This is a genomic window from Pseudomonas sp. PDM31, from assembly GCF_019218965.1.
Taxonomy (GTDB): Bacteria; Pseudomonadota; Gammaproteobacteria; order Pseudomonadales; family Pseudomonadaceae; genus Aquipseudomonas.
In genome coordinates this window covers 1-26,063 of the sequence record NZ_JAHUWS010000021.1, presented here as the reverse complement: position 1 = coordinate 26,063, position 26,063 = coordinate 1, and the positions used below count along the sequence as shown (strand labels likewise).

21 protein-coding genes are annotated in these 26,063 nt (G+C 62.5%); all 21 read left to right on the top strand.

Going from position 1 to position 26,063, the window contains the following annotated elements; all coding sequences use genetic code 11:
* Nucleotides 1–65 precede the first annotated feature (65 nt).
* The 21 genes from KW839_RS26980 to KW839_RS26880 all read left to right on the top strand — a co-directional run bounded on the left by KW839_RS26980 (nt 66) and on the right by KW839_RS26880 (nt 25,952).
* Nucleotides 66–674, top strand: coding sequence for a lytic transglycosylase domain-containing protein (locus tag KW839_RS26980; protein ID WP_218426007.1), 609 nt, complete (start codon nt 66–68; stop codon nt 672–674).
* Nucleotides 675–877: 203 nt separating this feature from the next.
* Complete coding sequence (gene mnxG / locus KW839_RS26975) at nt 878–6,709, top strand: manganese-oxidizing multicopper oxidase MnxG (protein ID WP_218426006.1); 5,832 nt, start codon at nt 878–880, stop codon at nt 6,707–6,709.
* 332 nt (nt 6,710–7,041) lie between these two features.
* The gene (locus tag KW839_RS26970) at nt 7,042–8,994 is read left to right on the top strand and encodes a YncE family protein (protein ID WP_218426005.1); all 1,953 of its coding nucleotides are present in this window, start codon (nt 7,042–7,044) and stop codon (nt 8,992–8,994) included.
* 12 nt (nt 8,995–9,006) lie between these two features.
* Entirely contained in the window at nt 9,007–9,663 is a 657-nt protein-coding gene (locus tag KW839_RS26965; protein ID WP_060541873.1) for an SCO family protein, read from the top strand.
* Nucleotides 9,660–10,292, top strand: coding sequence for an SCO family protein (locus KW839_RS26960; protein ID WP_218426004.1), 633 nt, complete (start codon nt 9,660–9,662; stop codon nt 10,290–10,292). The genes KW839_RS26965 and KW839_RS26960 overlap by 4 nt, the downstream gene beginning before the upstream one ends.
* A 9-nt stretch (nt 10,293–10,301) precedes the next feature.
* Nucleotides 10,302–11,852, top strand: a complete 1,551-nt coding sequence (locus KW839_RS26955; RefSeq protein ID WP_218426003.1) for an ABC transporter substrate-binding protein — start codon at nt 10,302–10,304, stop codon at nt 11,850–11,852.
* Nucleotides 11,853–11,865: 13 nt separating this feature from the next.
* Nucleotides 11,866–12,819 (top strand): peptidylprolyl isomerase, encoded by a 954-nt coding sequence (locus KW839_RS26950; protein ID WP_218426002.1) that lies wholly within the window; start codon nt 11,866–11,868, stop codon nt 12,817–12,819.
* Between the two features lie 223 nt (nt 12,820–13,042).
* Entirely contained in the window at nt 13,043–13,576 is a 534-nt protein-coding gene (locus KW839_RS26945) for a response regulator (RefSeq protein ID WP_218426001.1), read from the top strand.
* A gap of 84 nt (nt 13,577–13,660) precedes the next feature.
* The gene (locus KW839_RS26940) at nt 13,661–15,367 is read left to right on the top strand and encodes a GspE/PulE family protein (protein ID WP_060541878.1); all 1,707 of its coding nucleotides are present in this window, start codon (nt 13,661–13,663) and stop codon (nt 15,365–15,367) included.
* Nucleotides 15,348–16,151: a hypothetical protein gene (locus tag KW839_RS26935; RefSeq protein ID WP_060541879.1), complete on the top strand. Its 804-nt coding sequence runs from the start codon at nt 15,348–15,350 to the stop codon at nt 16,149–16,151. Before KW839_RS26940 ends, KW839_RS26935 begins: the two co-directional genes overlap by 20 nt.
* Nucleotide 16,152: 1 nt before the next feature.
* On the top strand, nt 16,153–16,698 hold the full coding sequence (locus KW839_RS26930) for a PilN domain-containing protein (protein WP_218426000.1): 546 nt from the start codon (nt 16,153–16,155) through the stop codon (nt 16,696–16,698).
* Nucleotides 16,685–17,233 carry a GspMb/PilO family protein gene (locus KW839_RS26925; protein WP_060541881.1) on the top strand — a complete coding sequence of 183 codons (549 nt, stop codon included), beginning with the start codon at nt 16,685–16,687 and terminating at the stop codon, nt 17,231–17,233. The genes KW839_RS26930 and KW839_RS26925 overlap by 14 nt, the downstream gene beginning before the upstream one ends.
* Nucleotides 17,233–17,751, top strand: coding sequence for a hypothetical protein (locus KW839_RS26920; protein ID WP_218425999.1), 519 nt, complete (start codon nt 17,233–17,235; stop codon nt 17,749–17,751). The genes KW839_RS26925 and KW839_RS26920 overlap by 1 nt, the downstream gene beginning before the upstream one ends.
* Nucleotides 17,748–19,574, top strand: a complete 1,827-nt coding sequence (locus tag KW839_RS26915; protein ID WP_218425998.1) for a secretin N-terminal domain-containing protein — start codon at nt 17,748–17,750, stop codon at nt 19,572–19,574. The genes KW839_RS26920 and KW839_RS26915 overlap by 4 nt, the downstream gene beginning before the upstream one ends.
* Nucleotides 19,575–19,576: 2 nt before the next feature.
* Nucleotides 19,577–20,050, top strand: a complete 474-nt coding sequence (locus KW839_RS26910; RefSeq protein WP_218425997.1) for a type II secretion system protein — start codon at nt 19,577–19,579, stop codon at nt 20,048–20,050.
* A 4-nt stretch (nt 20,051–20,054) separates the two neighbouring features.
* On the top strand, nt 20,055–20,429 hold the full coding sequence (locus tag KW839_RS26905; RefSeq protein ID WP_060541885.1) for a type II secretion system protein: 375 nt from the start codon (nt 20,055–20,057) through the stop codon (nt 20,427–20,429).
* Nucleotides 20,404–20,943: a type II secretion system GspH family protein gene (locus KW839_RS26900; RefSeq protein WP_218425996.1), complete on the top strand. Its 540-nt coding sequence runs from the start codon at nt 20,404–20,406 to the stop codon at nt 20,941–20,943. Before KW839_RS26905 ends, KW839_RS26900 begins: the two co-directional genes overlap by 26 nt.
* On the top strand, nt 20,940–21,332 hold the full coding sequence (csgE, locus tag KW839_RS26895) for a curli production assembly/transport protein CsgE (RefSeq protein WP_218425995.1): 393 nt from the start codon (nt 20,940–20,942) through the stop codon (nt 21,330–21,332). The genes KW839_RS26900 and csgE overlap by 4 nt, the downstream gene beginning before the upstream one ends.
* The gene (locus tag KW839_RS26890) at nt 21,329–21,748 is read left to right on the top strand and encodes a curli assembly protein CsgF (RefSeq protein ID WP_218425994.1); all 420 of its coding nucleotides are present in this window, start codon (nt 21,329–21,331) and stop codon (nt 21,746–21,748) included. Before csgE ends, KW839_RS26890 begins: the two co-directional genes overlap by 4 nt.
* Before the next feature lie 31 nt (nt 21,749–21,779).
* Nucleotides 21,780–22,655: a CsgG/HfaB family protein gene (locus KW839_RS26885; RefSeq protein ID WP_218425993.1), complete on the top strand. Its 876-nt coding sequence runs from the start codon at nt 21,780–21,782 to the stop codon at nt 22,653–22,655.
* A 555-nt stretch (nt 22,656–23,210) separates the two neighbouring features.
* Nucleotides 23,211–25,952, top strand: coding sequence for a type VI secretion system Vgr family protein (locus tag KW839_RS26880; RefSeq protein ID WP_218425992.1), 2,742 nt, complete (start codon nt 23,211–23,213; stop codon nt 25,950–25,952).
* The last annotated feature ends 111 nt before the right edge of the window (nt 25,953–26,063 follow it).

Genomic DNA, 26,063 nt, shown 5'->3' with positions numbered 1-26,063 from the left:
TGATCCGCGACCGGCAATTGGGGCATTAGCCCCAATTTTCGGGGTCGGGAAGGGGAGGCATAACAATGAAGTTGCTCACCACCGCAATGCTCGCTCTGTTTGTGCTGGCTGGCGCCGTACAGGCGGACGTATTCGTTTCCGTGGATGCCAAGGGCAACTACGTCCTGTCCAATGTCCATCGCCCCGGCCGCCACTATGAGCGAGTGATTCGCGAACCCGCAGAGGCGGTGGTCAGCCTCGACGAGCAGCCGCAGATGATCGCTGCGCAACCTTACGCCGAGCTGGTGGCGGCGGCGGCCACGGCCAACGAAATACCGGCGGCGCTGTTGCATGCGGTGATCAAGGCCGAGTCCGCCTACAACCCCAGAGCCGTGTCGCCCAAGGGCGCCGGTGGGCTGATGCAATTGATGCCCGATACCGCCCGCGAAATGGGCGTGAGCGACGTCTACGACCCCAAGGCCAACATCCAGGGTGGCGCCCGTTATCTCAAGCGCCTGATGACGATGTTCGACAACGATATCCGCCTCGCCGTGGCCGCCTACAACGCCGGGCCGCAAGCGGTGCTCAGCCGTGGCAACGTGGTCCCGCCATTTGCCGAAACCCAACGTTATGTGCCCAGCGTCCTGAAGCAGTACCGGCGCTTGCAGGGGCTGGCTGCTGATGCGCCTTTGTGAGCGCTGGCAGTGGGGCAGTATCCCCAATGTTGGGGCATGGTGGCCCCGGTGAAAAAATTGGGGGATTGGGTGGGGCTTTTCCCCCGAGTCATTAGGTCGTGACAATAACTATCTGATTAATAATAAGATTTTTTATGGCATGCGGATTGCTCTGGACGATTTGTCGAGATCTGTCCCTGAGAACCGCTGCGAGGCCCGACTCCATGATCGGCATAAACCGCGCTCCGACCCTGATACATTTACTGCTGCTGGTTGCATCAATGTCTGGCATCGAAGCCGCCAATGCAGCTGCGCGTTGCGAGCGCAACCTGGTGGCCAACGTCGTGGCGCTTGATCAGCCGCTTATGTTCAACCGCCTCGGTGCACAGAACGTCAACGGCATGATGTTCGCTTTGCGTCGTGATGTGGTCGATGACCATGACCGGTCCCTGGCCAGTGGCGGCTCAGCGGTACCGGGCAAAGTGTCCCTGCGTCCAGACAAGCGTCCGCGTCCGCTGGTGTTGCGGGTTGCCGTCGGCGACTGCCTGACCATCAATCTGCAGAACCTGCTGGCTTATCAGGCCAACCCCAACTCCGATGAGGACGCAAACGAGGAAGAGGGCGAGGAAGAAATCGAGATCGGCAACGCCGATGGTTTCAAGGCCGACGAGCAGGTCGCCGACCGCCATGTCGGCTTTCAGGTCAACGGCATGCAAGCGGTCAACAGCATTGATGACATCTCATCGTTCACCGGGCGTAACGCCAATACCTTGATCCCGCCCGGTGGTACCCGTTCCTACACCTTGTATGCCGAGCGGGAAGGGGTATTCGCCGCCAGCAGCCGTGGCGCAAGCTTCGGTGGCGAAGGTGCGGCAGGCAACGTGGCCAATGGTCTGTTCGGTCAAGTGGTGGTGGTGCCCAAAGGTGGTCGCACTTACCGCAATACCGTAACCGAGGAAGAGATGCGCCTGGCCAGTACCGGTCGCACACCGGCCGGTCAGCCAATCGTCGATTACCAGGCGCGTTACCCGCAGCGCGAACCATGGATCCGTGAAGGCAAGGCCGGCACGCCGATCATCAACATGGTCGACGGCAACGAAATCGTATCCAGCGAAAGCGACGCAATTGTCATGGGCAGTAACGACGATGGCAGCTTCCCGACATCGACCTACGCGCTGGAATCCATGGGCAAACGCAACCCGGCGCTCCCTAACCGCCTGGAGCCGTTTCGCGATTTCGCTTCGCAGTTCCAGGATGAAGTCGCTGTCACCCAGGCGTTTCCCGCCTACTGGGCCGACCCGGTGATGGCCCACGTGCTGGAGCCGACCCGTGACTCCTTCATGATCAACTATGGCTCCGGTGGCATGGGTGCCGAGGTGGTCGCCAACCGCCTGGGCGTGGGGCCGATGCACGATTGCCTGTCCTGCGCTTATGAAGAATTTTTCCTCAGTTCCCACACCGTCGGCGACGTGGCGATGCTGGTGGACGTACCGGCCAACGCCGGGCTGGAAGGCATCACCCCCGGTCAGACCCCCAATGCCGATCAGGTAGGTGTGAAGGCGACCATGGCGCTGTATCCGGCCGAACCGTCCAACGTCAACCACAGCTACATCGGTGACTTCGTCAAATTCCGCAATACCCACAATGGCCACGAGCAGCACATCTTCCACCTGCACGGGCATCAGTGGCTATTCAACCCCAATGACGATAACTCTGACTATGTGGACGCCCAGGGCATCGGTCCGGGTGCGGGCTACACCTATGAAATCGCCAATGGCGGTTCGGGCAACCGTAACCGGGTAGCGGGCGACGCGATCTATCACTGCCATTTCTATCCGCATTTTGCCCAGGGCATGTGGGCCATGTGGCGGGTGCACGATGTGTTTGAAGAGGGCACCAAACTGGAAGTCTCCCAGCAGGGTGACGACGGTTTCCACAGCGAACCGTTCGCCCTGCGCAGTGGAAAACCTGCGGCCGGTGCACGGGCGCTGCCCGATGGTGAAATTGTCGCCGGCACACCGATCCCGGCGGTCGTGCCGCTGCCCGGTAAAGCCATGGCACCGATGCCAGGCAAAGTCGCCGTGGTACCGAAAATTGGCGAAACCCTCGTGGCCGGCAACGATGACGACGATGAAGAAGACGACGATGACGACGGCGAACATCACGGCGGTGGCGGCGGAGCACAGGCCATTGGCTCGCTGGTGCTGGTCGATCGCAGCGAAGCCAATCGCAATGCCGATGGCACCCTGAAAAACCCTGGCTATCCATTCTGGATCGGCGGTATGGAAAGTTCGGTCGGGCAACGTCCGCCAACTCCGCCGCTGGACATGCTCGACGCCGCCAAGGCGCAGGCCTTGAAGGCCAGCGGCAATGCGTTGTGGGCCAACCTCGACCCGGCTCAATCCGGTGGCTGGGACGGTGGCCTGGGGCGGCATACCCTGGACGGCGTCTCTGCCGGTGGTGAGGCGAACACAGTGACAACCTCGCTGGACTTCTCCAAGGAGGTCACCCGGGCCAAACCGATTTACCTGCCTGAAGAGGGCACCGAAGTCGAACAGGCGGCCATGGCGTTCCACGCCAGGAAGGACCACCCCAGCTACGCCGTGTTGCCCGGCAGTCAGGTGGTGGCGCGTAACTTCCGTACCAACGGCGCCTTGCCGATCGCGGGTGCGCCGTACTACGAACCTTGCATGGACGATCGGCAGAAACGCCTGACCGGCAGCGCCGGCACCGGCGAGTTCACCAGCGGCGAACGGGGCGACGGCATGTCGTTCACCGGCGCCTCGACCTTCACCGCCGACCGCCCGCGCATCTACAAGGGAGCGAACATTCAGTTCGATGCGGTGTACAACAAGGTCGGCTACCACTTCCCGCAAGCACGCATCCTCGCACTGTGGGAAGACGCCTGGCCGGTGATTACCAAGCAGCGTCCGCCAGAGCCTCTGGTGATGCGCATGAACACCTTCGACTGCGTGCAGTACATGCAAACCAACCTGGTGCCGGCCACCTATGAGATGGACGACTATCAGGTGCGCACGCCAACCGATGTGATCGGCCAGCACATTCACCTGCCGAAATGGGACCTGACCGCGGCCGATGGTTCGTCCAACGGCTGGAACTACGAAGACGGCGTGCTTTCCCCGGGTGCGGTGCAAGAGCGCATCCACGCCATTCGCCAGTTCAACCAATGCGAAGAAACCGACCCGCGCGATGGCACGCCCGCCTGCCCGAAAGCCAAAAACCACCCGTTCTTCGGTCAGTACGGCCGGGCCGACTGGGTCGGGGCGCGCACGGCGATGCAGCGCTGGTTCGTCGATCCGGTGGTCAACAGCAAGGGCGTCGATCGTGGCCTGGGGACTATTTTTACCCACGACCACCTGGGCCCATCGACTCACCAGCAGATAGGTCTGTACGCCACCGTGCTGGCTGAGCCGGCCGGCTCCAGTTGGTTCCATGCCGAAACCGGCGAGCCGCTGTACAGCGGTGCCCGCCAGGACGGCGGACCGACTTCCTGGCAAGCGGTGATTTCCACCGGTGATATCGATGGCGACGGCAAGAACGACAGCTTCCGGGAGTTTTTCCTCGAATACAGCGACTTCCAGCACGCCTATGAAGCGGGTGTGTACGTAGGCGCAGGTCCCGACGGCAAGCCCAATCCGCAAGCCTTCCCGGCCACGGCGGACAGCTTCCGCTACGCGATCAACCCACCAGTGCGCAACAACGCCAGCAACCTGCTGGACGGGATTGTCGAAGTCCAGGGCGGGATCAAGCCCGGCTGCCCGACCCGGCCGTGCCCACAGGCGATCTCGGTGGATGACCCAGGCATGTTCGTGGTCAATTACCGCAATGAACCGCTGGCCCTGCGGGTGTACGACCCGAATCGGCTCGGCCCGGACGGCAAGCGCGGCATGCAGGCTGACGGCCTCGGCGGTGACCTCGCGTACGCCATGCAAAGCCGTACCGACCGAGCGATCCCGGCGATGAACCTGGCGCCGAACCTGATTACCGCGGCGACCGGTCCGACCGGCGGCACCACGCTGTTCCCGCCGCATATCAACCGCGGTGGCGCCGAACCGGGTGACCCCTTCACCCCGATGCTGCGCACCTACACCGGTGACAACGTGCGGCTGCGGGTACATGCCGGTGGTCACGAAGAGGAACACAACGTCACCCTGCATGGCGTGAAGTGGCTGCAAAGCGGCTCCGGTTTCGGCAACAGCTCCAACTCCGGCTGGCGCGCGTCGCAGATGGTCGGTATCTCCGAGCAGATGGGCTTCATTGCTCCGGTCTCGATGCTCTCCAGTTCGGCGGCGACAACGGGTGACTACCTGTACTCGATGGACGCTTCCATTGAAGGCTACTGGAGCGGGATCTGGGGGGTGATGCGCAACTACACGGCGCAACGCAACGACCTGTTCGCACTGCCGAACAACCCGAAACCGGCCGGTATGCGCAACACCGTGGCGTTTGAGGGCACCTGCCCACGGATCGGCGCCAACCCCACTGGCATCGGCACCCGGCCAACCCCGCAACGCAACTATGAAGTGGTGGCGGCGCTGGCCAACGACATCCTCAGTAATCCACTGGGCTTGTCCATCGGTGATCCGGCAGGGCTTGGGCAACACGTGGGCGGGCCACTGAAACCGGCGGGCGGCACCCTGGTGTTCAACTCGCGGGCGGTGAACATTCCACAAGTCACCGTGTTCGACCCTGAAGACGGTGAAACCATCACCATCGGCGGGCAAAGCGGGCCGCTGCATGACCCGACCGCGATCCTGTATGTACGCAAGGCCGACCTCGATCCGGCCACCGGCAAGCTCAAGCCCGGCGTGCCTGTCGAACCGCTGGTGTTGCGTGCAACGGCGGGTGACTGCATCAACATCACCCTGGAAAACCGTTTGCCGACCGTCATGCCGGACCTCACCCAGACTGCGGTCATGCAAGGCATGGTCAAGCGTGACCGCAACAACGGCAGCGGCTCGACCACCTTCAGCAACAACCTGATGCGGCCGTCCAGCCATGTGGGTCTGCATGCACAATTGCTGGCGTACGACATCACCAAGTCCGACGGCACCAACGTCGGCGCCAACCCGATCCAGACTGTGCCACCCCGTGTCGGCAGCAGCGGCGCGTACCCGACCCGTACTTACCAGTATTACGCCGGGCACCTGGAGCGTGAAGGCAAACCGATCACCCAACTGGGGCGCAGCGTCGACAACATCAACGCGACGGCGGTGGAATTCGGCGGCTTGAATTTCACCCCGGCGGACGTGATCAAGCAGTCGCAAAAAGGCCTGGCGGCGGCGATGAGCATCCTGCCGGCCGGTGCCACCTGGGTGGAAGATGCGCGCAAGGTCAATGCGACCGTCACCGCGCCGGGGCAAACCAGCTACCGCGATTTCGCGATGGTCTGGCAGAAAGCCTTGAACATGCGCTGGGCCAATGGGCGGCCGGTAGAGGGGATTGCCGCGGAAGGGTTCGGTGTGCCGAACGATCCGCAGGACAACTCGAGCATGGCCATCAACTACAAGACCGAGCCAATGTGGTACCGCTTCGGCCTGGCCCCGGATGCTCCGTTCGGTCGTGCCGACGGCGCAGGTTATGGCGACATGGTCAATGCGCACATGGCCTACAGCAACGCGCTGGTAGGCGGCGATCCGCAAACCCCGGTGCTGTACGCCAAGCCGGGGCAACCGTTCCGAACCCACATCCTGATGCCTACCGGCGGCAGTCGCGGCAGCACCTTCCAGCTTGACGGTCACCTCTGGTCGACCAACCCGTTCGTGGCGGAGAAGAGCGACACCGGTGGCTACCCCATGGGCAGCCCTGGCGTGGGGTCGGTGAAGTTCGGCTACAACCCGATGTCGATGTACATAGGTGCCCGCGAAAGCATCCTGCCGGCCGCGCATTTCAGTCTGATGCTGCCGAGCGCCGGGGGTATCAACGCGATACCGGGGGACTACCTGTTCCGCGATTACGGAGCCTATGGGAATACCTCGGGATTGTGGGGACTGCTGCGGGTCACCAACGAGCCTGAGCCGGCACCGGCACCTTAGGGAAGCAACGCAACACCTGTAGGAGCACTGTGGCGAGGGGTTTGACTGTGGAGAGGGAGCTTGCCTGTGGTGAAGGGCTATCCCTGTGGTGAAGGGCTATTCCTGTGGCGAGGGGGCTTGCCCCCGCTTGAGTGCGAAGCACTCACAAGATCTTTGATGCAACAGAGATTTTTGGGGCTGCTTCGCAGCCCGACGGGGGCAAGCCCCCTCGCCACAGGCAAGCCCCCTCGCGACAAGGGTAGTCACCCTCGCCATGGGGCTGGCCACCCTCACCACAGGGCTCGCTCCCACAGGGAGCAAGGCAGACGTAGATCTGAAGGGGAGTTTTTACAATGAACAGGACCATCACTTTCGCCAGTTGCGCCCTGATTGTCGGCGCAGCGCTGATCGGCCTGGCGGTGTCGCGCACGTCGCCACCCTCCCGGCTCAGTCACGTCGCACTGCCAGACACCTCGAATGGCCAGACCCTTGAACGCGACGGCATTTCGGTGGCGTTCGAAGTCAAACCGCTGGCCGAGGATGGCGTGCTGCGCGAAGGTGGATTCGCCGACATGCAGTTTCGCGTGACCGACAAAGCCTCGGGCCAACCGCTGGCAGGCGTCGCCCCCGGAGCCTGGCTCGACCCCGAAACCATCGCCGCAGATCAGGCCCAGGGTCGCGATCAGAGTTGCAAGTCGCGGGTCGGGGTCTTCCTCAAATCGAGCATCGGGGCGCGGCCGCTGCTGGATCTCAACAGTTACTTCCTGATGGTCATGAACCGCGATGCCAGCGTCTCGGTGGTCGAACCATCGGTATCGGTGGGCGGCATCACCAGCACCATGACCCGGGTCGAACTCAAGCAGCCACCCATGGACTGGGTCACTCCCCGGGACAACAAACGCGTGTTTGTGTCGATGCCGACCGCCGGGGAAGTCGCGGTGCTCGACAGCGAGCAATTCAAAATGATCGACTCGGTGGCGGCCGGCAGCAACCCGGTACGCGTGGCATTGCAACCGGACGAACGCCTGCTGTGGGTCGGCAACAATGCCCAGGTGGCGGAGCAGTCCGGGGTCACGGTGATCGACACCGCCAGCCTCAAACCCCTCAAGCACCTGGCCACCGGTAGCGGTCATCACGAAATCGCCTTCAGCAAGGACAGTCGCCTGGCGTTCGTCACCAACCGCGACGATGGCACCCTGAGCATTGTCGACGTCGCCAGCCTGAGCATCAGCAAACAACTCAAGACCGGTTCGAACCCGTTGTCGGTGATGTATTCGCCGCTGTCCGGCGCAGCCTATGTGACGGACGGCAAGGACGGCACGGTGACGGTGATCGACAGTGCCAGCCAGTCGGTGCGCCGGGTGATCCAGCTCAAGCAGGGACTGGGGCCGATGGGCTTCAGTGCCGACGGGCGCTTCGGCATCGTGCTCAACACCCTGGAGAACCAGGCCTCGGTGATCGACAGCGCCACCGATGTGTTGATCCATGACCTGGACGTCTCCGCCGAACCCTATCAAGTGGTGTTCACCAAGGCCTACGCCTATGTCCGCGGGCTGGCTTCGCCGAAGGTCACGATGATCAACCTGTCATCCCTCGGTGAAGGCCGCACGCCGATCATCCAGGGCTTCGAGGCCGGCCCTCAGGCACCACGGCTGGCTGGGGACCTGCCGCTGGCGTCAAGCCTGGCGGTGTCGAAGGACGACAACGCGGTGTTCGTGGTCAACCCGGTGGACAACACCACCTACTTCTACGCCGAAGGGATGAACGCACCGATGTCCGGCTACCCCAATCGCGGGCAGGTGGCCCGGGCGGCGCTGGTAATCGATCGCAGCCTGCGCGAAGTCGAGCCGGGGCTGTACAGCTCGCGGATCAAGCTGCCGACCGCCGGCCGTTTCGATGTGGCGTTCCTGCTCAACCAGCCGAACATCATCCATTGCTTCAGCACCGTGGTCGAGGCGGACCAGAGCCTCGATCCGCACCGTGGGGTGGCGAAAGTGGAGTTTATGCTCGACAAGTCCACCGCCGCGCTGGGTAGCCCTTACGTGGTGCGCTTTCGCATCGTCCAGGGCAAGCAGAAGGTGCAGCGCAGTGGGGTCAAGGACGTTCAGGTGCGTTACTTCCTGGCCCCGACTTCGCACCCCCGGGAAGTCGCCGCCGTGGAAGTCGCCGACGGTATATACGAAGCCCCGGTGAACCTCGACCAGAACGGTGCCTGGTACCTGCACGTGCGCGCAGCGTCCCTGGGCAGGCGTTTCGATGACCAGACTTTTGCCAGCGTTCGGGTCAAGCCCGGCCATGCCCACTAAGAGGAAACTGACATGAACCGATTCGCACATCGTGGCCTGCTGACGTTCTGCCTGTTGGCCATCGGTATTGGCCAAGCCCTGGCCCATTCGGCGGATGAGCACGCCGGGCACGACATGACGGCCAAAAAAGCCAGTCCGGAAACCGCTCAGGTCAAGTTCGCCGACGTCGCGCTGGTGGATCAGAACGGCAAGTCGGTCAGCCTCGAAAAGGATCTGGTGGGGAACAAGATCGTCGTCATGGGCTTCATCTACACCAGTTGCACCACGGTGTGCCCGGTGGTGTCCTCGATCATGGGCAAGGTGCAGAAACAACTGGGGCACCGGGTCGGCACCGAGGTGCAACTGGTCTCGATCAGCATCGACCCACAGCGCGATGATCCCGAGCGCCTGAACGACTACGCCCGCACCTTTCAGAAGGGTCCGGGCTGGAGCTGGTTGACCGGCTCGCCCCAGTCGGTCAACGCCACCCTCAAGGGGCTGGGGGCCTACAGCGGTGACTTCAAGAACCATTCACCTCTGATTCTGGTGGGCGATGGCAACAGCCGGTTCTGGACCCGCTATTACGGCTTCACCGACCCGGTGGAACTGGCCCGCGCGGTCGAGAAAATCAGCGGTGAACGCAACGCCCACGCCAAGCACACGGCCGTCGCCATGGAGCATCAGCCATGAAAAACCTCGAGTGGATTGCCCTGAGCCTGTGCCTCTGGCTTGTCAGTACCTTGGCGTTGGCCCACGAAGCGCACGAACCCGCGCAACCGGCGTCGGCAACTGCGGCGGCGAACGCGCAACCGGCGACCGGCACCCGTGACGCAAAGACCTGGTTCACCGACACGCCGTTGCAGGACCAGAACGGCAACACCCTGCGTTTCTATAGCGATGCGTTGCACAACCGCGTGGTGCTGCTCAACGTGATCTTCACCAGTTGCAACGATGCCTGCCCGCTGATTACCCGCAAGCTCAAGGAAGTCCGTGAGGTGCTGGGCGACAAGGCTGATGGCATCACCTTTATTTCCCTTACCAGTGATCCGCTGCGCGATACACCGGCGGTACTCAAGGCCTATACCTTGAAGCAGGGTGTTGATGACCCCCACTGGCTTTTTCTTACCGGCGACAAGGCGCAAATGGACCTGGTCCTAGGGCGCATTGGCCAGATCGTACCGACCCCCGAGCAACATTCGACCCAACTGATCGTCGGTGACGTGGCGAACAAGCGCTGGAGCAAAATCCGTCCCGATGCCCCGGCCGCCGCCATTGCCCAGCGCTTGCAGTTGCTGACAATGCCTGTGGCCGGGCGCTGAGTGCCGGCCATGAATACTGCCCTGGTTCTTGGCCTGTTATTGCTCGGCGGCATCACCCTGAGCGTGCAGGCGCTGCCGCTGACTGTCAGCGAAAGTGCCGGTAAGCGACTGTACCGCGAAGGTATGTCCGCCAGCGGTGCCCCCATCATGGCCCGGGTCGGCGCGGCAGACATGGTACTGCCCGCTACCAGCCTGCCGTGCGCCAACTGCCATGGCGCCGACGGCCTCGGCCGACCGGAGGGTGGGGTGCGACCACCGGACCTGAGCTGGTCGCGGCTGACCAGCAGTCATGGCCAGCAGCAGATCAATGGCCGCAATTATCCGGCCTACAGCGAAGCCAGCGTGGCGCGGGCGATACAGGAGGGGCGTGACCCCGGCAACAATCGGCTTGACCCGACGATGCCAAGGTTCGTGCTCTCGATCAACGATCAGCGCAACCTCACCGCCTACCTCAAGCGCCTGGCCGATGATCGCGATCCGGGTCTGACCCCCGACAGCCTGCACCTGGGGACATTGTTGCCAGGGTCGGGACCGTTGAGCGAGGAGGGCGCCACGGTGGCGGCGGTGCTCAAGGGCTGCGTGGCGCGCATCAATGGCGCAGGCGGGATTCATGGCCGGCATTTGCGCCTGACCATCCTTGACCCCGGTACCGACCGCGCCAGCGCCGAACAGGCGCTGGAGCGTCTGATTGAGCAGGAACAGGTCTTTGCCATGATCGCTCCGCTGGCGCCGGCACTCGACCCGGACCTTGCGGCACGCCTGGAAAAGGCCGGTATTCCCCTGATCGGGCCGTTGTCCATGCAGGGCACGGTGCAGGCCAGCCCGCAGATTTTCGAACCGTTGCCGGGGTTGCGCGAACAGATGATTGCCCTGGCCGACTATGCCGGCTCCAGCCTGCGAGTGTTGCCGGGGCCGACGCTGGTTGCCTACCCGGATGAGCCCGGGCAACGGCTGGCAGCACAGGAACTCAGTCAGTACTTGCAGGATCACGCCTGGAAAGACGTGCGCCTGCTTGCCTACGACCCGACCCGGGATGAGTTGCCGCTGGGCTCGCGATCGGTGTTTTACCTGGGCAGCGGCAGCGGTTTCAGCAGTCTTGCCGATCGTTTGCGCACGGCGGGGCAGGTGCCCTACCTGTTCGCCGCGTCGAACCAGGTGGCGGGGAATCTGTTGCAGGTGCCCAATGATTTTTCCCGTCGGGTATTTCTCGCCTATCCATTCGTACCCAGCGACTGGACCCACGCCGGGCGCCTGGCCCTGACCCAGTTGCGCGAGCATCAGGGGCTCGGTGGCCAGTACGGGGTGCTGCAGGTGGGCGCGTTCAGTTCGATGATGCTGCTTAGCGAAGGCATGAAGCAGGCCGGGCGCGATGCCAGCCGCGAAAAGCTGGTCAATGCCCTCGAAGGCCTGCATGACTTCGACACCGGTCTGACGCCGCTGATCAGCTTCGGCCCGGGACGGCGCCTGGGCTTGAGCGGTGCGCATATCGTCACGGTGGATCTGCCCGACCAGCGCTTCTATCTGGTTGCTCCCTACAAACCCATTGTCGCCGCGCCCTGACTGGAGGCCGATCATGAAACTCAACGCTTTGCTGGTCCTGTCGGCGCTGTGGTTGCCCGTGGCGTGGTGCAGCAATGGTCCGGCCGTGGCGCGGGTCAATGGCGAGGAAATTTCCCAGTTGCGCCTGGAGCGTTATTTCGCCGAGTACCTGGAGGATCAAGGCCGGGCGGTGGGCAGCATTCGCAATCCCAAGGCCTACGAGCAGTTGCGCAGGGCGGCGCTGGACGCTTTGATCGACCGGGAATTGTTGTGGCAGGAGGCGCTCAGGCGCGGTGTGGTGATCAGTGATGAGGCTGTGCAGGATCAGGTCGAGCAGACACGGCAGGCGATGGGCGGAGCGCAGGTGTTCGTCCGGCGCCTGGAAGATGCCGGTTTCGACGAGGCCGGCTACATCGAATATACCCGTCGCGAACTGGCGGCCCGGCAGGTGTTTAACGATCTCACCAAGGCCGGCGAGCCTGACGAACAGGAGGTCCGGGACTTTTATGCCGAACACCGCGCGCAGATGAGTCGGCCAGAGGAAGTCCAGGCCAGACACATTTTGATTAAAGTTGCCCCCGCAGCAGACGCTTCCACCGTCGAGGCCGCACGGCTACGCTTGGTTGAACTACGTGCGACGATCGCCGCCGGAGCTGATTTTGCCACGGTGGCCCGCAGCGCCTCCGAAGACGCTTCGGCCAGTGCGGGCGGCGACCTGGGTTACTTCCCTCGCGGGCGTATGCTGCCGCAGTTCGAGGCCGCGGCTTTTGCCCTGGCGCCGGGGGCGGTCAGTGAACCGGTTCGCACTGCGCTGGGCTGGCATCTGATTAATTTACAGAACCACCTGGAGGCGGCGGATGTCCCAGAAGAGCAAGGACTTGACATGGTTCGGGCGTACCTCGCCCGGCAAAAACAGGTGCAGGCTCGTCTACAGGCACTGGCGCAGTTGCGGTCAAGCAATCGAATCGAGCGGATTGACGATGAATAGGGGAATTCCCCGAAAGTGGGGGAAAAACTTCAATGCCAGTCCGATGGTTTTCCCCGAGTCTGGGGGATGGAACTTGCGTACCAGATGGCATTGTTTTTAAATTCAAGGACATGAAAACCTGATATTACCGGCACCCAGCCTGGCATGAAGTGTGCGTTAGTCCCGATAGGGCGCGCACTCTGACAGGTTCAAATCCCGGACCTGCGGTTTCAAGGAGTCCACCTTGGTGAACAAAGTACTGGTTGTCGAAGACGAACAGCTGCTTGCACATAACCTCCAGGATTACCTGCAGGCGCAAGGGCTGGAAGTCAGAATTGCTCATAACGGGGTAGACGGAATCGGTGAGGCCGATGAATTCCACCCCAATGTGATGGTGTTCGATTACCGCTTGCCCGATATCGAAGGCTTTGAGGTGCTCGATGCCGTCCGCCGGAACGGGAAGTGTCATTTCGTGCTGATTACCGGGCACCCAACCGCTGAAGTCTGTGAGCGGGCCCGGCAAATGGGCGTCAGCCATATCCTGTTCAAACCCTTTCCAATGGCGGAATTGGCCCGGGCAGTCTGTGATCTTCTAGGGGTAAAGCGCGAACCCAAAGCGGGTGTGAGCACTTCTGCAGGCTTTGTCGAACGACGCCAGAGCAGGACCGAGAGTTTCCCGCTGCAGTTGTACGACGGTAGTTGGGTGCTTGCAGATCGCCGACGCAGTTCATCGGCTTCCATGGCGCCAGACGACGAACAATTGCTCACCGGGGAGTAATGGCGCGACAAGAGGTTTCGGCCCCCGCCGTAATTGCTCGCCGCGCCGACAGGGCTCAAAGCCCCGGGCGTTGGAGAGCAAGCCATGGACCGTCTATCCCTTGCCGCAGAACCGGCGCCGCTGGAATCTGTACCGTCACGCTTCTGCAGTGAGCAATTGGCCCAGGCACGGGCCCTGGCGGCCTCTTCCGGCGAGCGAGTACTGAACGCTCTTGCAGAGTTGTCCGAACTGGCACCCATGCCGTTCATTCAGTGCCTCGGTGCGACCCTGCATTATCCGGTACTGGACACCGACAGCCTCTTCCAGTCCACCCCGGTCTTCGATCGGGTCACCCTGGCCCAATGCCTCAAGCGTGAATTCATCCTGCTGCGACACGACGATGCGGTCATCGGCGTGTTTGCCGACCCCTTCGACACTGCACGCCTGGCCTGGATCGACGATTGCCTGCATGGGGCGCCGCTGTACCTGGTGCATGCCGACGACCTCAAGGCCTACCTGGCGCGCCACGAAGAAAGCTTCCACGCGGTGGAATCGCTCAATGCCCAGGCCGAAGGCGGCGCCGAAATCGACACCCTGCAAAGCCTGTCGCTGACCAGCATCAGTGAAGACGCCAGCGTGGTGGTCAAGCTGGTCAACTCAACCCTGTACGACGCGCTGAAAATGCACGCCAGTGACATCCACCTCGGTACCACCGGCAGCGGGCTGGTGATCAAGTACCGGATCGATGGTGTGTTGAACAACATCAGCAAGATCCAGGGCAGCGAGTTTGCCGAACAGGTGATTTCCCGAGTCAAGGTCATGGCCGAACTGGACATTGGCGAAAAACGCGTGCCCCAGGACGGGCGCTTCAAAATCGGTATCAGCGGCCGCCAGATCGACTTTCGGGTGTCGATCATGCCGAGCATTTTCGGCGAGGACGCGGTACTGCGGGTGCTCGACAAGCAGGACCTGGCGGACAAGGTCTGTGGCGTGCAATTGCAGGCCCTGGGTTTTGAAGAGGACACCCTGCGCCAGCTGCGCCGGCTGGCGGCCGAACCCTACGGCATGGTGCTGGTGACCGGCCCTACCGGCAGCGGCAAGACCACCACCCTGTACGCGATGATTACCGAGATCAACCACGGCGTGGACAAGATCATCACCATTGAGGACCCGGTGGAGTACCAACTGCCAGGCGTGCTGCAAATTCCCGTCAACGAGAAGAAAGGCCTGACGTTCGCCCGTGGCCTGCGCTCGATCCTGCGCCATGACCCGGACAAGATCATGGTCGGCGAAATCCGCGACCCGGACACTGCGCAGATCGCCGTGCAGTCGGCGCTCACCGGTCACCTGGTGTTCACCACCATTCACGCCAACAACGTGTTTGACGTGATTGGCCGCTTCACCCAGATGGAGATCGACCCATACAGTCTCGTCTCCGCGCTCAATGCGGTGCTGGCTCAGCGCCTGATTCGGCTGGTCTGCACCAGTTGCAGCACAGCCTACAGCCCCAGCGAGGAAGAGTTGCAGGCCTCGGGGCTCGACCCGCTTCAGGTCGCGCACTACCACTTCGTTCACGGCAAGGGTTGCGGCCATTGCCGTGGCACTGGATATCGCGGACGCAGCGCCATTGCCGAGCTGCTGCACCTGGACGACGAACTGCGGCAAATGATCGTCGAGCGTCAGCCCATTTCGAAAATCAAGGCCCATGCCTGCAAACGTGGCTTGCGTCTGTTGCGCGAATCGGCGCTTGAACTGGTGGAACAAGGTCGTACCACTCTCGAGGAGATCAATCGTGTCACTTTTATCTCGTGATCAATACGTCGCCGTGCTCGGCGCCAGTGGCGTCGGCCTGGGTCAGCGCCAGGGCAGCGCCACCCACTGGCTGGGCAGCGTCGGCTACATCGACGAAGGCTTCCAGGCCTGGACCGTGGCGCTGGACACCCTCGACCGCCTGCTGGCCGAACATGTCACCACCAGGGCGGAGCTGACCGTGGTGATTTCCGGACACTTCAGCCGGTTTTGTCTGGTGCCGTGGAGCGACCAGATCAGCACCCCGAGTGAACTGCTCGGTTTTGCCCAGCTGTGTTTCGAGGACCTCTACGGAGCACCGACGCAACCCTGGAGCCTGGTGTTGTCGGCCGAGCCTGCGGGCTACGACCGGGTGGCCAGTGCGCTGCCGCAAGGCCTGCTCGATCGTCTGCGCAGCCTGGCCAGCGCTCGAGGCCTGCGCCTGCGTTCGGTGCAGCCGTACCTGATGGCAGCGTTCAATCATTTCGATAAGAGCTTCGACGCCGGCGACTTCCTGTTCGTGGTCGCCGAGCCGGTGCGCAGCGTACTGTTGCTGGCTCGGGAAGGGCGCTGGAGTTCGGTGCGCTCGGTGGGCAGCAGCGACAGCGATGCTGCATTGACCGCGCTGATCGGCCGCGAAACCCAGTTGCAGGCCTCCACCAGCGAGCGGCCACTGAACGTTTACCTGCATGCCCCGGCACGTGTTGACTCACACCCCGAAGTGCCCGGTGTGCACCTGCGCAGCCTTGACGAAGACCGGACATCCGTACGCGATAGCCTGTACGTCATGTCTCGGGCGGTGGCCTGAAATGCGCGCCCTGGTGCTCGACTTTCAGCCCCGTCGCCGCGCCGGTCCCCTGGGCTGGAGCCTGCTGGCCGGTGGCGTGGTGCTGACACTGACCTGCCTGCTGGTGCAGCAGCACTTGAGCGGCGAGGCCGAACAGCAGCAGGGCGACCTGCAAACCGCTCAGCGTGTGCTCACCGGGGACACGGGCGGCAAGGTCAGCCTGACCCCGGCGCAAACCCGTGAGCAGGCGCACAACCTCGCGGAAATGCGCAAGGTCTCCCTGCAACTGCGCCGGCCCTGGGAGCGTTTGTTCGCCTCGCTGGAAGCCATGCCACGGGAAAACGTGGCCCTGCTGACCCTGACCCCGGACGCTCGCAAGGGCCAGGTGCGGATCAGCGCCGAGGCGCGCGACCTGGACGCCATGCTCGACTTCCACCGGCGTCTCGAGGCCAGCGAAGAGCTGTCCGATGTCTCGCTGCTCAGTCACGAAATCGTTGCCAACGTGCCGGAACACCCGGTGCAGTTCAACCTGTCAGCTACCTGGGAGATCGGCGATGCAAATCCCTAAATTGATCGTCCACGAATACCTGCAGGGCCTGGGTGTACCAGGCCTCACCGGGTTGGCAATGCTGGTGCTGGCGCTGACCTACGGCCTGGCCGGATTGTTGCCGGACTGGCAGTCGCTGCAGCACCTGAGCCAGCAGACCCGCGAAGCCAGCGAGTACCTGGCCCGGGTCGAGGACGGCACAGTCACCGCCCCGGTGGTGCCGCAGCGTCAGCTCGACGACTTCCGCAGCAAGCTGCCGTCACAGCCCCAGGCCACCGTCGCCATCGACAAGATCTACGCCCTGGCTGCCCAGGAGCGCATCACCCTGGCCCGGGGTGAATACTCCCTGGGTATCGACCCCAAGACCCACCTGGCGCGGTACCAGATTCTGTTGCCGGTGCGCGGCAGCTATCCGCAACTACGGCGCTTTTTGCACGCCTTGCTCGGCCAGTTGCCGGCGGTGGTGCTTGAGGACGTGGAGTTGCAGCGCAAGAAAATCGCCGATACCGACCTGACCGGGCGGATCCGCATGACCCTTTACCTGTCGAGGTCATGATGAATACCAAACGTGTTGTGAGTTGGCTGGCGTTCTTCGGCGTGGCGGCGGCGCTGGCCTGGATTCCCGAATTGCTCAAACGTGATGATGACAGCGACCTGGCGGTCGCCAGCGTGACCACCCCGGCCAAAGGCACAAAAACTGCCCCACAGACTGCCGCGCCAGCCCGCGCCTTGCCGGTGGCGATCAAGGACCTGAGCCCGGCGGGCGATCTGTTCGTTACCCGCAGCTGGAAAGCCGCGCCGGCACTCGCCACCGTCATCGAACAACCGGTAGACGTGACTCCAGAGGTGCAAGTCCCCACTGCACCGCCAGTGCCCTTCGAGTTTGTCGGCAGGCTGGCTGACCGCTCCGATCTGCAGGTGTTTTTGCAGAGCGGCGAAAAGATCTACGTCGTGCGCAAAGGGGATGTGATCGACGAAACCTGGCGGATCGAGCGGATTTCCGATGCGGAACTGAGCCTGGTCTACCTGCCGCTGCGTTTATCGCAGACCTTGTCTGTGGGGAGCACGCAATGAACCGATCCCGTTTGCTGTTGAGCCTTGCGATCTGTTTAGGGCTGGCTGCGTGCAGTACGGCGCAGCTCGCCAACGAGGAAGCGTCCGACCTGATCGAGGCGGGCCAGTATGAAGCAGGTCTGGCTCGCATCGAAGAGGGGTTGCGTGAAAATCCGCGCGATACACAGCTGCACATCGCCCTGAACAACGGTCGCACCCGTGCGGTGAAGGCGCTGATGACCCAGGGCGACATGGATCGGGCCCAGCGCAATTTCGCCGGCGCTCGCATGTCTTACAGCCGGGTGCTGAACATTGAACCGAACAACCGTCGCGCCCAGGATTCCCTGCGTCAGCTCGACTACCTGCGCAGCATGGATGAGAAGCTTGAACTGGCCCGCGGCGACCTGCGTCGCGGCGACATCTACGGCGCCGACCGCCAGGTCAAACAGATTCTTGAGCTGGATCCGAAAAATGAAGGCGCCCTGGAGCTGCAAGACAACATCCGTCTGGTACAGAGCCGCAATGTGGTGGCGTACCCGCAGTTGCGCACCCGTCTCGACCGGCCGGTGACCCTGGAGTTTCGGGATGCCTACCTCAAGACCATCTTTGAAGTGCTGTCCCAGGTTGCCGGTCTGAATTTCATTTTCGACAAGGATCTGCGCCCGGACATGAAAGCCACCATCTTCGTGCGTGATGTGCGCATCGAAGACGCCGTGGAACTGCTGCTGCAACAGAACCAGCTGCATCAGAAAGTGGTGAATGAAAACACCTTGCTGATCTACCCCGACTCGCCGCAGAAGCTCAAGGATTATCAGGAGCTGGTGATGCGTACCTTCTACCTGACCAGCATCGATGCCAACACTGCGTTGAACATGGTCAAGACCATGCTCAAGACCCGTGACGTGTTCGTCGACGAACGCCTCAATACCCTGACCATGCGTGACAGCAGCGATGCCATCCGCATGGCCGAGAAACTGCTGCAGTCCCAGGACCAGTCCAACCCCGAAGTGGTGCTGGAAGTAGAAGTGATGGAAGTGGCCCGCCAGCGCATTCTTGACCTTGGCCTGCAATGGCCGAACACCTTTGGTGTCGTCAACAGCGACGGATCGGCGGTGACCCTCCTCGATCAACTCAAAGGCATCAACTCCGGCCGGATCACCATCAACCCGTCACCACAGGCCAAGATCAACGCCCAGGACAAGGACATCAACACCCTGGCAAGCCCGGTGATTCGGGTCAGCAACCGTGAACAGGCGCGTATCCACATCGGTCAGCGGGTGCCGATCATCAGCGCCACTTCGGTGCCTTCGACCCAGGGGCCGGTGATCACCGAGAGCGTGACTTACCTCGATGTCGGTTTGAAACTGGAAGTGCAACCCACCGTGCACCTGAACAACGAAGTCGCCATCAAGGTCGCGCTGGAAGTCAGCAACGCCACGCCACTGGAACCGACCCGCCAGGGCACCATTCCGGTCCAGGTCGATACCCGCAACGCCCAGACCACCTTGCGTCTGCATGACGGCGAAACGCAGATTCTCGCCGGCCTGGTGCGCAACGACCATGGCAGCACCGGTAACAAGATCCCGGGTCTTGGCGACATTCCCGGCCTGGGCCGTTTGTTCGGCAGCAACCGGGACGACGTCATCAAATCCGAGCTGGTGCTGTCGATCACCCCGCGCATTGTGCGCAACCTGCCGTACCAGAGTCCGTCGGACATGGAATTCCCGACCGGCACCGAAACCAGCATGCACATCCAGGCACCGGATCGTTCAATGGGTGCATCGGTACAGGCGCCGAACATGGCATCGCCGATCGCCACCACAGTAACCATCGAGAAGCCATGATCATGAACGCCTCGCAACGCGGTTTTACCCTGATCGAAGTCGTGGTGACGCTGGCCCTGATCGGCCTGCTGGCCGGTATGGCCGCGCCGCTGACCGAGACCGTGGTGCGCCGGGGCAAAGAGCAGGAACTGCGCACCGCGCTGTACCAGATTCGCGATGCCATCGACGCTTACAAGCGGGCATTCGATGCCGGTTACATCGAGAAGACACTGAACAGCAGTGGCTATCCGCCGAACCTGAAAATACTGGTCGATGGCGTGCGTGACGTGCGCAGCGCCAAGGGCGGCAAGTTCTATTTCCTGCGGCGCATCCCCCGCGACCCGCTGGCTGTGGTCAAGCGCGACGACGAAGGTGGCTGGGGCCTGCGCTCCTATGACAGTTCGGCCGAGAACCCGCGGGAGGGCGAGGACGTCTTTGACGTCTACTCCAAGGCCCGCGGCAAGGGGCTCAACGGCGTCACCTATCGGGAGTGGTGAAATCATGCGTCGGCAAAAGGGTTTTACCCTGTTGGAACTGATGGTGGTCATGGCAATCATCGCCACCTTGATGACGATCGCCTTGCCACGCTATTTCAACAGCCTGGAGGCGTCCAAAGAGACCACCCTGCGCCAGAGCCTGTCGGCCATGCGTGAGGCGCTGGACCACTACTACGGCGATACCGGGCGGTATCCCGACTCCATTGATCAACTGGTCGAACAGCGCTACCTGCGCGTTCTGCCGACCGACCCGATCGCCGAGCGCAAGGACACCTGGGTCTTGGTGGCACCGCCCGAAGGCGTGGCGGGCGGGGTGGCCGATATCAAGAGTGGCGCTACAGGGAGGGCGCGTGATGGCAGCCGTTATTCCGAGTGGTAAGCCTGCGCGCGAGGACGGCTTCACCTACCTGGGTGTGCTGTTTCTGATCATGGTGATGGGCATGGGCCTGGCCAGTGCCGGGGAGTTGTGGGCCACCGCCGCCCGCCGCGATCGCGAGCGCCAGTTGCTTTGGGTCGGCACTCAGTATGCCCAGGCGCTGCGCAGCTATTACCGCAGTTCGCCAGGCGTGGCCTTGTACCCCAAAGAGCTTGCCGACTTGTTGCAGGACGAGCGTTTCCCCTCGGCCAAGCGCCATATCCGCCAGTTATATCCGGACCCTGTCGGCGGCGGCGAGTGGGAGCTGATGCGTGGCACTGACGGACGTATTACCGGGGTGTACTGCCCCTCCGAGCAGAGGCCGCTGAAGCAGGCGGACTTCCCCAGTCAGTGGTCGGACTTCAACGGCATGGCCAGCTACAAGGACTGGCAGTTCGTGGCGGAAAAAGCCTTCCTCGACGGTACTTCCGGTCCTGCCAAAAACCAGTCCAATGCACCCCAGGCGTTGCAGCCATGAATCGCAGTTGGCTGGCGGCGCTGGTGCTGATGTTCAGCACGAGTTCCGCTCCGGCGGCCGAAGAAGACGAAATGCTCGGTTTCATCATTGACGACACGATTTCGCACATCGGCCATGACTTTTATTACTCGTTCAGTGAACGCCTGCGTGCCACCAGCCCGATGGATTTCAACCTGGTGGTACGGGAAAGACCTTCGGCGCGCTGGGGCAGCCTGGTGACCGTGGAGTTTCAGCAACGCCTGGTGTATCGACGCTTTCTGCCGCCGAACACCGTGGAGTTGAAAGACGAGGCCTATGAGGCAGCCGACCTGGTCCGCGCGCAGATCGTGCGGCGCAAGCTCGAAGCCCTGTTGCAGGACACCACCGACCTTGAGAGGGACGAACTATGAAGGAAAAAACTTTCTTGCAACGTACCGGCCTGTGTCTGCTCGGCCTCGGCGGTTGCGGCCTGGTCCAGGCTACCGAACTGGTGTACACCCCCGTCAACCCGTCGTTTGGTGGCAACCCGCTGAACGGCACCTGGTTGCTCAACAACGCCCAGTCACAGAACGACTACGACGACCCTGACTTGAAAGACCGCACCACGGTGGCCGCGACTTCGGCTCTGGAGCGGTTTACCAGTCAGCTGCAATCGCGATTGCTGGGGCAATTGCTCGACAACATATCCACGGGCAACACGGGGAGCCTGTCAACGGACGCTTTTATCGTCGATGTGATCGACGACTCCGGGGCACTGACCATCAATGTCACCGATCGTTTGACCGGTGAAGTGTCGGAAATCCAGGTGAATGGCATCGCCCCTTGAAGGGGATTCGGGTTGATGGGGAGTTACAGACATGAAAAAAACAATCGTGCTGGGGATGTTGCTGGCGGCGCTTTGCGGCTGTGGTCTGCGCGAGCCGATGTCCGCCGAACAGGACACGGAAACGCCGACCCTGACCCCTAGGGCTTCGACCTACTACGACTTGCTCAACATGCCACGGCCCAAGGGGCGGTTGATGGCGGTGGTCTATGGCTTCCGCGACCAGACCGGGCAGTACAAGCCGACCCCGGCCAGTTCATTCTCCACCAGTGTCACGCAGGGCGCGGCAAGCATGCTGATGGATGCGTTGCAGGCCAGCGGCTGGTTCGTGGTGCTTGAGCGCGAAGGGCTGCAGAACCTGCTGACCGAACGCAAGATCATCCGCGCCTCGCAAAAGAAACCCAATACGCCGGTGAACATCATGGGGGAACTGCCACCGCTGCAGGCGGCGAACATGATGCTCGAAGGCGGCATCATCGCCTATGACACCAACGTGCGCAGCGGCGGGGAAGGGGCGCGCTATCTGGGCATCGACATTGCCCGGGAGTATCGCGTGGATCAGGTCACGGTGAACCTGCGTGCGGTGGACGTGCGCAGCGGCCAGGTGCTGGCCAACGTGATGACCAGCAAGACGATCTACTCCGTGGCCCGCAGCGCCGGGGTGTTCAAGTTCATCGAGTTCAAGAAGTTGCTGGAGGCCGAGGTGGGCTACACCACTAACGAACCGGCGCAATTGTGTGTGCTGTCGGCGATCGAGGCGGCGGTGGGGCATATGCTGGCGCAGGGCATCGAGCGGCGCTTGTGGCAGGTGGCCGGGGACAACTCGCCGACCAACGAGACGCTGGAGCGGTATTTGACGCAGAACAAGGTGGTACCGGAGGGTGAGGGTACTACTGGATCGGGCGAGTAACCAGAATGCCCGCGTCATCGTTAACCACTATCGCGAGCCTGCTCGCTCCTACAGTTGATCTGTGCCATCCACAAAATCCGCGAACAGCCCCGACCCCTGTAGGAGCGAGCACGCTCGCGAAAAACCCGAGAGCGCTGCGGGCATCCAGAATGCCCACGTCATCGTTAACCGCCATCGCGAGCCTGCTCGCTCCTACAGTTGATCTGTGCCATCCACAAAATCCGCGAACAGCCCCGACCCCTGTAGGAGCGAGCACGCTCGCGAAAAACCCGAGAGCGCTGCGGGCATCCAGAATGCCCGCGTCATCGTTAACCACCCTCGCGAGCCTGCTCGCTCCTACAGTTGACCTGTGCCACACGCAATCCCTCGCCACAAAAACCAGAGACGAATAAACCCTACAGATCAAGCACTGCAACTTTTTGGACGCGTCCTACACACACCTCAGAAGCTTCCTATTTCAACTGTTCTCCAATTTTTCAATGCTTTCATCCCCCGGGACCCGGGTGAAAGCACTGCCTTTCCTGCCCGTCCCCCGCAGACCAGGAAGGACTGAGCATGAGCAATCCGCTGCGCACTTTTTACGACCACAGCCGCCACAAACTCAAGATCGACCAACTCGATACCCACCTCGACGTCCTCGCCTTCGAAGGTCATGAGTACCTCAGCCAACCCTACCTCTACCGCATCGAATTCACCGCCAGCGACCTCGACATCGGCGCGGAAAAACTCATCGGCCAATACGCCGAGTTCAGCCTGTACGCCCACCCGTCGACGCGGCCGGTGATGTCCTGGGACGAACCCAAGCCACCCAAACCCCTGCGCACCCTGTACGGCCGCATCACCGGCTGCCAGCGCCTGTCCGGGTCGGTCGACGAAGCCCGCTACGAAGTCACCCTGCAACCGCGCCTGGCCTTGCTCGATCGCGGCCAGCAAACGCGCATCTATCAGCACCAGTCCGTGCCGGACATCGTCAAAAGCATCCTGCGCAGCCGCCACGATCTGGACACCGGGCACTTTCGCTTCACCCTCAAGCGCGACTACCCGTCCCGCGAACAGGTCATGCAGTACCAGGAAAGCGACCTGGCCTTCATCAGCCGGATCCTCGCCGAAGTCGGCATCTGGTACCGCTGCACCCAACACGAAAAACTCCACTTCGACATGGTCGAGTTCTGCGACGACCAGCGCTGCTACCAGTTCGACGTCGAGCTGCCGCTGCGCTCGCCCTCGGGCTTCAGCAACAGCGACGAGGACAGCGTCTGGGCCCTGCAGACCCGCCACCAAGTGGTGGAACAGCAGGTCAACGTGCGCGCCTACCACCCCGAAGACAGCCGCGCCTACCTCGATGGCGAAGTCGACCAGACCCAGGGCGAGCCGGCCGTCCACGGCAAAGTCGAACGCCCCGGCGCCGACAACACCTACGGCGAGGCCTACCACTACGCCGAGCCCTACCGCGTGCTCGGCAAGGCCCACCTGCGTGACGAAGACCTGCAAAGCGAAAGCGGCTTTTTCTACGCACCCCTGCGCCACGAGCGCTACCTCAACAACCAGACCCACCTCAGCGGCACCAGCAGCAGCGCCACCCTGGCCCCCGGCCAGGTCCTGACCATCAGCGGCGACACCCCCAAGGCCTTCGCCCCCCGCGTAGTGATTAAAAAGATCGCCATCCGCGCCGCCCGCGACCGCAGCCTGACCTGCGATTTTGAAGCCATGCCCTATGCCTTGCGCCTGTGCTTCCGCCCCGAAATACCACCCAAACCACAAATCGCCGGCACCCTGCCGGCGCGCATCACCCACCCCCAGAGCAACCCCCTGTACACCGAAATCGACCAGCAAGGCCGCTACCGGGTCAAATTCCTCTTTGACCGCGACACCTGGCCACCCGGCCGCGAAAGCAAATGGCTGCGTCAGGCCCGTGCCTACGCCGGCGACACCTACGGCCTGCACCTGCCGCTGATCGCCGGCACCGAAGTGGCCATCGCTTTCGAACAGGGCGACCCGGATAGACCCTACATTGCCCACGCCTTGCATGATGACCAGCACCCGGACCTGGTGACCCAGCGCAACGACCACCGCAATGTGTTGCGCACACCGGCCAACAACAAATTGCGCCTGGACGACACTCGGGGGCAGGAGCACATCAAGCTCAGTACCGAGTATGGGGGCAAGAGCCAGCTCAATCTGGGGCATCTGGTGGATGCCAAGAGGGTCAAGCGCGGGGACGGTTTTGAGCTGCGCACGGATGATTGGGGCAGTCTGCGCGCGGGCAAGGGCGTGTTCATCAGTGCCGATGCGCAGCCCAAGGCGCAAGGTCAGGTGCTGGACATGGACGAAGCCGTGGCCCGCCTGCAACAGGCCGCCGAACAGCTGCAACAGCTCTCCACAGATGCGCAGACCGCCAAAGCGGATCCGGCCGACGTCGCCGCGCAACTAAACCTGCTGCGCCAGGATCTGGAACAACTCAAGTCCCAGGTCCTGCTCCTCAGCGCCCCGCAAGGCATCGCCCTCACCAGCGGAAAACACCTGCAACTGGCGGCCAAGGACAACCTGATGTTTAACGCCGGCGGCGAGGCCGACCTCAGCGTGATCAAGCGCCTGTTCATCGGCGTGGGGCAGGGGATGAGCCTGTTCGTGCGCAAGCTTGGCCTCAAGCTGATCGCCAACCAGGGCCCGGTGAGCGTGCAGGCTCAGAACGATCGCCTGGAGCTGATCGCCCGGCATGGCCTGAACATCACCAGCACGGAAGATGAAATACACATCACGGCGAAGAAAAGAATCGTCCTCAACGGTGGCGGTAGTTACTTCAGCCTGGACGAATGCTGCATCGAGTCGGGCACGGCCGGGGACCACAAGGTCAAGGCGGCGCACTTCGCCTACAGCGGCCCGGCGAGCATGAAGGCCACGCATCCGGATTACCCCAAAATCCTGTCAAAAGAAATGATCAGCCTGAGCCTGGCGCCCACCCCAAACGCCTCCAGCCACGGTTGGGCCGGCATGCCCTACACGCTGTTGGCCGACGGCGCGGTACTCAAAAAAGGCGTGCTGGACAAGACCGGCCTCATATCAATTGACCATCAGGTGGTGACCCGAGGCTACCGCGTGGTCCTGGCCAACGGCACGGTTTACCAGATCCCGGTACCGACCGACTACCGCAATGCCGAGCAGGCGGTACTCGCCAATCAGGGTCTGCATAACCACCCCTCGCAAACCGATACCGGCGTCAATCAGCCCGCTTCGCACACCGATCATCGCGGACAGTACGCCGCGCACATCGCCCCTCAAGTAGAGAAAACCCGATGACTCAATTTGAATGCGTGGTGCCCATCGCACTGCAGCACACCAACACGGCCACCTGCACCGCGCCCTGGTACGTGTGCAACACCGAATACCATCCGGTTGGCGCCACCTATC

Coding starts and splice junctions, on each gene's coding strand:
- KW839_RS26980 (WP_218426007.1), top strand. CDS start 66: ATGAAGTTGCTCACCACCGCAATGCTCGCTCTGTTTGTGCTGGCTGGC.
- mnxG (WP_218426006.1), top strand. CDS start 878: ATGATCGGCATAAACCGCGCTCCGACCCTGATACATTTACTGCTGCTG.
- KW839_RS26970 (WP_218426005.1), top strand. CDS start 7,042: ATGAACAGGACCATCACTTTCGCCAGTTGCGCCCTGATTGTCGGCGCA.
- KW839_RS26965 (WP_060541873.1), top strand. CDS start 9,007: ATGAACCGATTCGCACATCGTGGCCTGCTGACGTTCTGCCTGTTGGCC.
- KW839_RS26960 (WP_218426004.1), top strand. CDS start 9,660: ATGAAAAACCTCGAGTGGATTGCCCTGAGCCTGTGCCTCTGGCTTGTC.
- KW839_RS26955 (WP_218426003.1), top strand. CDS start 10,302: ATGAATACTGCCCTGGTTCTTGGCCTGTTATTGCTCGGCGGCATCACC.
- KW839_RS26950 (WP_218426002.1), top strand. CDS start 11,866: ATGAAACTCAACGCTTTGCTGGTCCTGTCGGCGCTGTGGTTGCCCGTG.
- KW839_RS26940 (WP_060541878.1), top strand. CDS start 13,661: ATGGACCGTCTATCCCTTGCCGCAGAACCGGCGCCGCTGGAATCTGTA.
- KW839_RS26930 (WP_218426000.1), top strand. CDS start 16,153: ATGCGCGCCCTGGTGCTCGACTTTCAGCCCCGTCGCCGCGCCGGTCCC.
- KW839_RS26925 (WP_060541881.1), top strand. CDS start 16,685: ATGCAAATCCCTAAATTGATCGTCCACGAATACCTGCAGGGCCTGGGT.
- KW839_RS26920 (WP_218425999.1), top strand. CDS start 17,233: ATGAATACCAAACGTGTTGTGAGTTGGCTGGCGTTCTTCGGCGTGGCG.
- KW839_RS26915 (WP_218425998.1), top strand. CDS start 17,748: ATGAACCGATCCCGTTTGCTGTTGAGCCTTGCGATCTGTTTAGGGCTG.
- KW839_RS26910 (WP_218425997.1), top strand. CDS start 19,577: ATGAACGCCTCGCAACGCGGTTTTACCCTGATCGAAGTCGTGGTGACG.
- KW839_RS26905 (WP_060541885.1), top strand. CDS start 20,055: ATGCGTCGGCAAAAGGGTTTTACCCTGTTGGAACTGATGGTGGTCATG.
- KW839_RS26900 (WP_218425996.1), top strand. CDS start 20,404: ATGGCAGCCGTTATTCCGAGTGGTAAGCCTGCGCGCGAGGACGGCTTC.
- csgE (WP_218425995.1), top strand. CDS start 20,940: ATGAATCGCAGTTGGCTGGCGGCGCTGGTGCTGATGTTCAGCACGAGT.
- KW839_RS26890 (WP_218425994.1), top strand. CDS start 21,329: ATGAAGGAAAAAACTTTCTTGCAACGTACCGGCCTGTGTCTGCTCGGC.
- KW839_RS26885 (WP_218425993.1), top strand. CDS start 21,780: ATGAAAAAAACAATCGTGCTGGGGATGTTGCTGGCGGCGCTTTGCGGC.
- KW839_RS26880 (WP_218425992.1), top strand. CDS start 23,211: ATGAGCAATCCGCTGCGCACTTTTTACGACCACAGCCGCCACAAACTC.